We start from the raw sequence: 9,233 nt of genomic DNA on the forward strand, positions 1-9,233 counted from the left end.
CTGCCTATGAATTGATTAGAATAATCTTGGGCTTTATTAGTATCATCGCTTTCTTCATCATCTTCTTTCATCTTAATTTCATTTTTTATCTTCTTATCCCCTATCCCCTTATACATCACTTCTAAATTATGCTGTCCTATAGCTTCTAAATTTTCCATTAATCTTCTTGCTTTTTGCCTATCTTCTATGAACTTACCCTTTTCATCTTGAGTAGTGCTATAAATACCATTTGCATATTCATATAAAATTTGTATAGCATCATTATAAGCTAAGATAGGGTGTTGTTTTATCACTGGGTGTTGTGTTTTATACTCTTCTTTTCTTTGAAAATGCTCTAGCTTATATATATTACATTTTCTAAGTTCTATATTGTTTTCTTCAAAAAATTCCTTATCATTTAAGATGTATTTGCCCTCATTGATTTTATCTTCCTTAGAAGCACTTCTTTTCTCATCTAAAATAATATAAGATAAAAGTCTTTTTAAGGCAAATTCCCTAGCTTTGCTTGAAGTCGTAGCACAAGCAATACTAGGATAATAATTAAGCCCACCTGTGCATAATAAAGAACCAAAAATAAACTCAGATAAATCAAAACTCATAAATCTAGAATTTATCAATAAAGGATAGGTTAAGTATTCTTCTTTTTTTACAGCTAAAGGAAAATCATAATTGTAAGTAAATTTTTCATACATTAGTTTTTCATATAAAATTTTTAATCTTTCATAATTTGTAGGCAAAAGTGTATCGATAAAAGATCCTGCTAAATTTTTTAACACATCTACACTTAAATTTTTACTTACTTTAATAGAAAAATCAATAGCTAATTGTTTTTTTACTTTTGATATCAAATGAATTTGCTTAGCTTTATCCAATCTTGAAAAACTCTTTGACTTTTTCAACTCGCTTGCATATTCTAATTGATTAAAATAATAATAATTTGTTCCTATTTGATATAAAAAAAGCTTATTGAGTGGCTTTTTACTTTTTGGATTAATTTTTATAAAATGTCCTTTAGGATTAAGTGCATAAAATATCCCTAGTTCTTTAAAAAAATGTGCTTTAAAACTAGAAAATAATTTATTGCCATAATGCTTTTTATCAAAGCTTGAATTTATAAAAAATAAAATCATTTTTTTAAAAAAATCAGGCTGGCTCATAAAAAATTCTGCAAAAGGAAAAAGTTGCTTAATGATATTAAAAAAAGTGATATCTATGGATAATTTTGCAAGTTCATTATCAAGCATAATTTCTTGAATACTTTTATCTAAATCTTTTTTCAAAGGAAGAGTTTTATCTGTTTGTGTATTTTCTTTAAATTCAATTTCCTCATCAAAGCTTTCGTTTAAGGTTTTTAAAAAATCCACATAAGTTTGATCTTCTTCTTCAAAATCATTTTCAAACATAGCTTTAGCTAATTCATCTAAATAGATAACTTCATCTTCTTTTTTATTTTTATTTAATTCTTTAGATAAAAAGATGTAAATTTTTTTATCATTATCATAAAAATAAATATCATCAGGGATAAATAAGATATACTCATTAAAATAATTTGGTATTTTAATCTTTTGGTAATTAAGTGAAATTTCTTTATCACCATAATCTAAATTTGGAATTACAATATTTTTAACACCAAGAGAATATTCTTGTGTAGAAGCTAAGTCTTTTTGTAAAACATACAAAGTTAAAGTCAATAAAGCAACCGTTAAAGGTGAGTATTTCTTAAAATCTACATTTTCATATGTTTTGGATATTGATGACTCTAACTCAAGAAAAAATTGCATTTGATCATAATCAGAATTGATATTATCTAAATAATTATTAAAAAGCCCGATATATTCTTTTACTTTTTCTTTTTCTTTTTCGCTAATTTCTTCCAGTTCTTTGGGTAATTTAAAAAAGCTATCAATATAAGCAAAATCTTGCTCAACTTTTTCATATTCCAATCGTTCGTTTATATATTCCAATAAATAAAGTTTCATCCAAGAATATGGTTGATTATAAAAATTAAAATACCTTTTATATTTTTGATAAATCTGTCCATCAAGTTTCACAAAAGGACAAAGCTGCAATACAAAATCATCTTCCTTTTTAACATCTCTTTCTATAAAATAAGAGCCATAATCTCTTTTACTAGGAAATTGTTCTTTTAATCCAAGTTTTTCATTTTTTGTAAGAGCTTTAGGACGATTTTTTATTATTGCTCCTAATTTTTTTTGATACAAATCTTCACAAAGTGCTGCATTGTTAAGCTGTGGTGGATTAGTAATAAACAAATAATTTTTACCCATTTTTGTTGTATTGATTTGATCAGTATTTTTTTTATCTAGTATCATTTCTACTAGTATGGAAGAATTTAAATCAGGATATTCTGCATAAAAGAAATGATTAAGTTCAGAGATATTTGAATTGATTGCTTTTTTTAATGTTGTATCAAAATTTTTTAAACTAGAATTAATCAAAAGCGTATTATCTAACTTTTCATTTTCAATTTTTGGACTATTTTCTAAAAAATGATCAAAAATACCTTGAAATTCTTCATCTAAAATAACTTTATAAAAACTATTTTTATAAAGACTAATAGAAGGTGCATTAGAATAAGATGAAAAATCTAATAATACTTTATCATCTATAATCAATACATCAGATAAAATTTCTTCATTGCACAAAGCGATAATAGGATAAAGCTTACTAGTAATAAGCTCTAAAAGTGGATAAGCAAAATCATAATAATATTTTTGTTCCTTATGCTCTTGATAGTCAGAAGAAGAATTATAAGCTTCAAATAATGTATTTACAACAAAAACATAAGGATTTTTTTTGACTAAAGAGATAGGTTTTTTAAGATTGGTTACAGAATCTAATATATTAATAAAAAATTTTGCTATAGCTCTAATAATTTGCTTATATTCATCATCATTAGATTGAGTAATATTTTTTAAAAATGTATTAAAAAGTGTATCTAGGGTAAGTTGTATCTTTGGTTTAATCTCTTGCTCAAAATAATCAGATTCTTTGATATTTTTTAATAATGTATTTAATTCTTTTTGAACTCCTTTTAAAAAATTTTCAATATTTTCTTCATTACTCTCATCAATAATTTTATTGAGCGTTTTATTTTTGTTTTGATTGATTACATCATTTAAAAAATTTAAATTATTAAAGATAATTTTTTTAATACTAGATAAATTTTTATCAGAGCTAAATTTTTGTTCTTTTGTGATTTCATCTTTATTAGCTTGATTTAAATGTATGATTTTAAAAGTTTTTTTCTTGTTAATTTTAAATTTATATTCAATAGTATGTAGTGTCTTATACAAAGAATTCTTAGCTTCTTTATATCCATCAAAATCACCACATATAAAAATAATTTTATTAGCATTTTCGGTAAGATTTTTTAACTCAATTTCCAAATTATGATTTGATGTAATTAAGGTGAAATCTTTTATTTTCATATTTTAATCCCATTCACTACTACAAATTTACAAACATAAAGCTCTTGTTTTCTATCTTCATCTTCTAAGATCTCATCTAGTCCATTTGCGATTTGAAATTTTAAATTTTGCATTTTAGCAGGAGCTAAAAAACTAAAATGATATTCGTTTAATTCTTTATTATCTTCTAGGGAATTTTTGATGATTTTATCATACTCATGTAGCTGTGTAAAATACCCTGCTCCTAAATCTTTATATTCAAATTCTTTATAAGCACTTTTATAAACTTTAGCAATATTTTTTGGGATAATAAAATAAAGTTTGATTAAATTAGTATCAAAACTAAAATTTAATTCTTTAAATTCATAATCTTTACTAAAGTCTTGTTTGAATTGATTAAGAATATTAACATCTTCTATATCTTTTAAATCTTTTTGATCTATATTTAATTCACTTAAAGCTTTATTTTGTTCTTTTTTTTCATTATTGATCAAAAGATTATAGATAGGTAGGTTATCTTTTTGAAATCTATCACTTTTATAATGAAGTCTTATTATGGGCTCTTTTAGCTTTGTTTGGTTTTTGCTTTGCTTTGCTAAGCCTTCCTTAGGATTAAAACTATGATCAAATTTAAACTTAGTAGGTACAAAGCTTACTTTTAAAGGAAAGCCTTTATCACTAATACAAGCTGAGATGAGTTCTTGTAAGATTGCGTATTCATTATTAACTTTCTTTTGAGATAAAGAGCCTTTAACATCTACTACCTTAGTGCAAGGATAGCTTACATTTGCAATGGTATTAGGACAGCCACTTATGCTAGAATTAAGTAAATCACTTTCTAGCATAATAGGCACACCACCATCTTTAAAAGTTTTTCCTTTGTTTGATTGAAGTATGACTTTACCTCCATGGATACATTCTAGGTTTTGATTTTCTAAAAGAGCATGAAGTTTAGCTATAGCTTGTTTTTTATTTATCTGTATGGTTTTTTGTTCTTTTAGAGTGTTTGAAATCAAATCTTTATACTCTAAGCTTTGCTTGCTTAAACATTCTAATTTGATATTTAAAGAATTTTCTATAATAGAATAATTAAGCAAGCAAAGTTCATCATTTTTATAAAAGATGCTAAGTTTTCCTTTGCCACTATCTTCATCTTTAGGAGAAAAATAATAACTAGGTGTATCTTGTTTTATAGCATTATCTTGATTTAATTCTCCAAAGTAAAAAGGATTGTTAGGAATTTCACTTGAGCCTGTAAGGATAGTGGAGTTTAAAAAGATTTTTGTATCTAAACTTTTAAAATCTATTTGATATTTTTCTTCTATGTCCTTTATATCCAAAACACTTCTATCTTTTGCAAAAATATCACAATGATTATCATAAATATGGATTAAATTTGACATAGAGATGAAAGAAGTATTGTTAGAATTATCTTGCAAATCTTGTAAATTTACTTTATCTAAGAATATGATTTTTATATTATTTGTCTTTAATACTATGGTATTGGTATTTTTATCATAAAATTGCTCTATGTTAAATACTTCGTTTAAAATTAAATTAACATCATTTTCCTTAGTATTAAAGCTTTGGTTATTTAGATTATCTTGTAAGGAAATTTCTTTATCTAAATAGGCTTGGATATCTTTTATTTTTTCATTTCTTTTTTCTTTTAAAGTATTGATAGATTTATAAAGCCTTTTTCTAGCATCAAGATAGGTATTATTAAGGTTTTCTTTATCTAGGATGAAGATCTTTGTGAAAGTAGAATTATAGCCTAGATTGTTTATAGCGGTAACTTGGGTGAAATAAGTATTTTTATCTTCTCTTAATACTATTAAATTTATACATACATAAAGGCAATAAAAATAACCCAATTTATTATCTAAATCATTTAAAATTAAATCTTGGATTTCATTTAAATCTATATATTTATAATAAGCCTTGTTTTCTTTTAAAAATTCTACCACAGAATACAAATTAAAATATGTTATATCTTTTTGATTAATTTGTTGTATTATTGCATTTAATATAATTTTCTCTTGTGTTTTTTTATGAGAATAGAGTCTATTTTGATAAAAAATTATTTCTGAAAAATACTCTTTAAATTTCTGATTAAAAATTTGTTGTTCTCTTTCATATTTTACTTTATAAAGTTCATACCATTTTAACTCCTCATCATATTTAGCTTTTTTTATTTTATATTCCTCCAAAGCTTGCAATTGCGTAGATGAGAAACCTTGAATATTTGCTGCAAATAAAGGTTTTTTGGGTTCTTTTGGTAAATAATGAATTTGCAAATATTCCAAAGAATTTGAAAAATCATTAGATAGTTTAGGAATGCTAAAATATGACAAAATACGATCATCATAACGAGTTCTTGCGGTAGCCAAAACATTATTATGGTATTTGATAAAAGTCCATAGCTCTTCATCCTTATTTATATTATACTCTAAAAGGTTATCAATTTCTTTATTTTTCATAAGATTTAAAATATAATTTAATTCTATGATAGTAGGCTCTAAAAAATGAGAATCCCAAAATCGATCCCCTAAATTAACAATATAATGCTTCCCGTCTATATCTACTCCTAAATCTTGTATCACCCCTTTTGTATTAGAAGCATCGGAATCAGTATCTGTTTCAATATGATAAGTATTATCACTTGTAGCTAAAATATTTTTGATATTAAGATTAGCAAGGAGCTGATTAACACAATTTATAAATACTTCATCAACTTCAAAAATATCATAAAAATAATTCGTTGATTTACTATAAATTATATTTGTTTTTATAAAGATATAATGTTCTTTTAAGTTTGTTTTATTGTGAAAGTATGATTTTATATTTTGAAATAAATTAGAATCATATCCTATTAAGTTTATTTCTATACTTTTTTGATATTTATAAGATCTTATTTGATAAAACAATGCTTGCTCTTTATTATCAGAATTGATAATTTTTCCATCTATTCTGTAAATTTGATTTAAATTTAAAGCTTTTAGTTCTTTTGCACCAGGCGAATTGAAAGTGTAGATTTCTTTAACATTAGCACTAGAATTAACACTCGCTAATGAAAGAGTAAGTAGTTGTGCCAAAGCTCCGCCTAAAGAATGACCTACAATTACCAAACCTTTGTCTTTTATAATATTTGGAAATTCTTTAACACACTCAGAATAAAATTTAATCATATCAAGATATTGATTATAGGGAACTTTGCCTAAAGCTAAATCAACATCAGCATCCAAAATATCTACACTAAAATTACTTGTAGGCTCTGTTCCTCGTATGACTATAATCTTTTGATTATTATCTTTAGTATCTTCAAACAAAGTAGCACTAAAGCCACTTGTAGTGTTGGGCTGATGTTTTAAAAGTTTAAATCTATTTACAAAATCAATAGTTCTTTTACTCAGTGTATCATTTAACCCTACCCTACTAATATCATTATCCAATGTTATTTCTTTACTATCAAAACAAGTATTTATAAGAGAAATACAATATTTAGGTTCTATTTTAACTATTTTATTTTGTTCAAAACGAGCTTGTATAGCACAAGCATAAGCTGTGTTTGTATTTTTAGGTTTTACAATATTTTCCCTTTTACTATTTTTCATAACAATATCTTGCTTTAATTTATCACCAAAAGTAAGTTTATCTGCTTTATAAATATTATTCTTTTCATCTTGCTCTATATTTTCCCAAACATATTGCAACATAGCATAACTAGCATCTGCACAATTAGCATAGTCTAAAAATTTAGTGATTAAGTCTAATTTAGCTTCTTGTGTTTTAATGTTTTTGCTCATTTGTTATTCCAAAGTTTCAACTTGCCAGTCATCTTTCTTAAATTTTTTGTCAATATTCTTACAACTTAATACTTCCATATATCTAAAATATAATCCAGCACCCTCATCGCCTTTCAAGAATATACCATAATTATCATAAAAATATGTATTAATACGATAATACACTACTTGGTTTTCATTTTTTCTTTCAAATCTAGTTTCCACTATCCTATCTTTTATTTGCTTACTTTTAGGTGTCACTATTATATTCGTTTTATTCTTTATAGATTCATCCTCAATCAACACTTTTCCCAAATTAAAATAACACAAGCTCTTAAACTCATAATACTGCGGATCCATATATTTATAAGAACATCCTCCTACTAAGAATAATAAAAGATATGCAGGTAAAAGAAACAAAGTAAATTTTTTAAATATTGTTTTAAAATTTATAGTTTTTGTTTTATTTTTTAATTTATAAAAAATTTTAAAGATAAAATATAAAATAATAGAAAATATAAAAACAAAAAAGAAAAATATAAGAATAAATATTAAAAGATTAACAAAGAATTCTAGCATTTATTAACTCCTCTTAATTTTCTCTGTTTTTTCATAAGACAATTTGTAGTGTTGGGCTGATGTTTTAAAAGTTTAAATCTATTTACAAAATCAATAGTTCTTTTACTCAGTGTATCATTTAACCCTACCCTACTAATATCATTATCCAATGTTATTTCTTTACTATCAAAACAAGTATTTATAAGAGAAATACAATATTTAGGTTCTATTTTAACTATTTTATTTTGTTCAAAACGAGCTTGTATAGCACAAGCATAAGCTGTGTTTGTATTTTTAGGTTTTACAATATTTTCCCTTTTACTATTTTTCATAACAATATCTTGCTTTAATTTATCACCAAAAGTAAGTTTATCTGCTTTATAAATATTATTCTTTTCATCTTGCTCTATATTTTCCCAAACATATTGCAACATAGCATAACTAGCATCTGCTATATCAGCATAGTCTTTGATTTGAGAAATAAGTTCTTTAGGGTTCATCAGTAACTTTGTCCTGTATATTTTTCATCACTTTTTATAAATTTACCATTAGTAAAATAATGAAAAGATCCTCCTCCTGCACTTTTACGACTAATACTAGAAAAGCTAAATCCTCTTCCTTCATCTCCAAATAATCCATAACTTTTTACTTTATAATCTATCATAGTAGCAAAAACAACAGGATATTTTTTACCCTCACACACATAATAAGTTGTCATACCTAAATAAGGTCTTAATTTTTTATAGTTTTCTTCACCCATATATGCTTTAAATTGATCTTCATAGTATGCAAATTCGGGTTTATCATCGAAATTAAAATTAGATTCGCCTATTTTATAGCTATTAATATAATCATCACGATAATATTTACAACCATTAGAAAGGACTTGAGGGAATTTTTTTTCTACATCATACTTTTTAATATTAGCTCTTAACTCTTCATCAGAAGCAGATATATTATTAATCCATTGATTATATTCTTTTATCTTTCTTTCATTTTCCAATATCTCTTCTCTTATTTTTTTATCAAAGATATAAATTCCACCATAATTACTTGCAAGAGTTTCTAATTCACTTGCTTTATTTTCTTTAAAAGCACATGCACTTAAAGATACTAAAGAAAATAAGCTTAAAATTATCATTGTGATTTTCATTTGATACTCCTTTTTAAAGTATATTATTTCAAATACCTTGGTATAAATAAAATTTAGTTTTTATATTTAACATATCATGAAAAACCTTTTTCATCATTCTCATCGATTAAATCAAGCATAGCATAACTAGCATCTTATATTAGCATAGTCTTTGATTTGAGAGATAAGTTCTTTAGGGTTCATCAGTAACTTTGTCCTGTATATTTTTCATCACTTTTTATAAATTATAACAATAAAATATAGCATATAAGCAAAAAATACTTTGCTGTGATTAACAAATCACACCTGCTAAATCTATCATTTACC

5 protein-coding genes are annotated in these 9,233 nt (G+C 24.6%); all 5 read right to left on the reverse strand.

Going from position 1 to position 9,233, the window contains the following annotated elements; translation table 11 throughout:
- Window positions 1-3,452: hypothetical protein (locus L8X97_RS08120; protein WP_263663052.1), on the reverse strand; the 3,452-nt coding region annotated here is incomplete at its 3' end.
- Window positions 3,449-7,237, reverse strand: coding sequence for a lipase family protein (locus L8X97_RS08125; RefSeq protein ID WP_263663053.1), 3,789 nt, complete (start codon window positions 7,235-7,237; stop codon window positions 3,449-3,451). The genes L8X97_RS08120 and L8X97_RS08125, both read right to left, overlap by 4 nt.
- Before the next feature lie 3 nt (window positions 7,238-7,240).
- On the reverse strand, window positions 7,241-7,795 hold the full coding sequence (locus L8X97_RS08130) for a hypothetical protein (RefSeq protein ID WP_263663054.1): 555 nt from the start codon (window positions 7,793-7,795) through the stop codon (window positions 7,241-7,243).
- Entirely contained in the window at window positions 7,789-8,274 is a 486-nt protein-coding gene (locus tag L8X97_RS08135; protein WP_263663055.1) for a methyltransferase, read from the reverse strand. Before L8X97_RS08135 ends, L8X97_RS08130 begins: the two co-directional genes overlap by 7 nt.
- A complete protein-coding gene (locus L8X97_RS08140) occupies window positions 8,274-8,729 on the reverse strand; it encodes a tRNA 2-selenouridine synthase (protein ID WP_318529835.1) in 456 nt (151 codons plus the stop codon). The genes L8X97_RS08135 and L8X97_RS08140 overlap by 1 nt, the downstream gene beginning before the upstream one ends.
- Window positions 8,730-9,233: the final 504 nt, after the last annotated feature.

The sequence above is a fragment of the Campylobacter sp. CNRCH_2013_0671h genome, assembly GCF_025773055.1.
Lineage (GTDB): Bacteria > Campylobacterota > Campylobacteria > Campylobacterales > Campylobacteraceae > Campylobacter_D > Campylobacter_D lari_D.